We start from the raw sequence: 1638 nt of genomic DNA, 5'->3' as shown, positions 1-1638 counted from the left end.
CGATGGATCTGATGACCTCATCGGCGCTGGTTACCCCAAAAAGCATGCCGAGAAAAACGGTGGTCATCGAATCTTCTGAAACAGACTTTAATCTGTTATAGGATTCCTTATGATCCACCGCTCTGGTAATCTCGAGAACTTCGCAGGGCGGAGTTTTATTTATTTGGTTGCCTGAACACCCAGTTCATACCGCTATTCCATAGTGATATGAACTCAATGTTCAAGCTTTCATTGCATTGCTATGGTACGTCAGTTATAATGCATAGTGTTATATGTATACTTCATACTTTTCTTTCGCAAAGGAGCATTTAATGAATACAACTATATTTAGTGAGCGCCTTCAGGAGTGCCGAAGACGTAAATATTCAAGCCAACAGGCATTTGCCGATGCTTATATGAAGCAATTTGGCATGATTCGCGATATCAAGAAGACCAGAGATCACAACATGTTTGGTACCGTCCAATCATGGGAACAGGGAAAATCAGCTCCATCCGCAGATGTACTTGCCAATATCTGCGATCTCTTGGACTGCGATGCTGATTATCTTCTTGGCAGAATCGACCAGCGAACTCATGACATCACCGATGCCCATAGGTACACCGGACTATCAGCAGAAGCATTGGAGCAGCTTCACGAATACTGCGAGAACCTCCGAGAGCATCCGGATTGGGAAGAAATACGGGAACTGGAAGAAAACTGGCTATCTCACAAGTATTACCAATCCTATGGTCTCTACCTTATTGATGAAATTCTTACCGGTAGCAAACATCACAAGCTCAATGCAGCGGTTCTTGAACACATATATACAAAAATCCTTTGTGATGATGGCTTTGGGGTTAATCCGGAAGATTATGTCAATGAAGACACTGAACCCGGTGATATGGATCAATATGAATTGTGGGCTGCAAAAGATCGTGAACAGATTGAAATCAACACTTATCTGATTACAACCAACATTCGAGACATCCTTGTGGAGAATGCTTCTCAAAATAAACTTCCACCAGCTCTCAAAATTAAGCATGAAGCCAACAATGTTGCTTATTCTGGTGTTGATGGATGAGGATTAGTCATCCATCAGCATCAAATCGCTAAAAACTTCTTTGTAATACTCTGGATTCAGATTCTCAAAGCATGTAGCTCCTACTCTCTGAAATACGGATGCCACAACATCTCCTCCGAATTTCTCCGCCACCCTTGAGGCAAGATCATCAATATTTATTTCCCAATCAACTTTATTCATTGTTCATCCTCCTTCACTGATTTCTGTATGATGGTAGTATATTTGAAACATCGAAATAATATAATTCCAGACAATAACCCTTGTCTTGTGCCGTCTATGTAATGGTTAATTATTGAAGCACCCCTTATTTTCGTGTATAATGAGCCAAAGTAATTACAAATACTCTGACCGTTAAGCAACAAAAATAAGGGGTTTTGTCATTATTTGAACTATTATTCTTTTTTTCTTAGGGAAGGAATTTAAGAGAAAATGGAAAAAAATCTTTCAAAAATTATTACTAATACGATGTTTGAGTGCAACAGCTACACATGCCGATGCATGAAAGATATAGAAAATATGGTGCCTGGAGAAGCACCTCGAACAACATTAAAACTTTACTCAGCCATTGAAGAACCCT

The 1638-nt window shown here is 39.8% G+C and carries 2 protein-coding genes; one reads left to right on the top strand and one right to left on the bottom strand.

Annotation, left to right across the window (positions count from 1 at the left end; translation table 11 throughout):
• Positions 1–311 precede the first annotated feature (311 nt).
• The gene (locus tag G630_RS0117770) at positions 312–1061 is read left to right on the top strand and encodes a helix-turn-helix domain-containing protein (RefSeq protein WP_026499369.1); all 750 of its coding nucleotides are present in this window, start codon (positions 312–314) and stop codon (positions 1059–1061) included.
• 3 nt (positions 1062–1064) lie between these two features.
• On the opposite strand, the gene G630_RS25210 is transcribed toward G630_RS0117770, so the two are convergent.
• Positions 1065–1241 (bottom strand): hypothetical protein, encoded by a 177-nt coding sequence (locus tag G630_RS25210; RefSeq protein ID WP_196805825.1) that lies wholly within the window; start codon positions 1239–1241, stop codon positions 1065–1067.
• Positions 1242–1638 lie beyond the last annotated feature (397 nt).

It is taken from the genome of Butyrivibrio sp. WCD2001 (genome assembly GCF_000424485.1).
Lineage (GTDB): Bacteria > Bacillota > Clostridia > Lachnospirales > Lachnospiraceae > Butyrivibrio.
Note: the sequence above shows the minus strand (reverse complement) of the source record. Positions and strands in the feature narration are given on the sequence as shown.

What these genes read in the sequence shown, in the direction of transcription:
- G630_RS25210 (WP_196805825.1), bottom strand. Translation starts at nt 1,241, where the DNA reads ATGAATAAAGTTGATTGGGAAATAAATATTGATGATCTTGCCTCAAGG.
- G630_RS0117770 (WP_026499369.1), top strand. Translation starts at nt 312, where the DNA reads ATGAATACAACTATATTTAGTGAGCGCCTTCAGGAGTGCCGAAGACGT.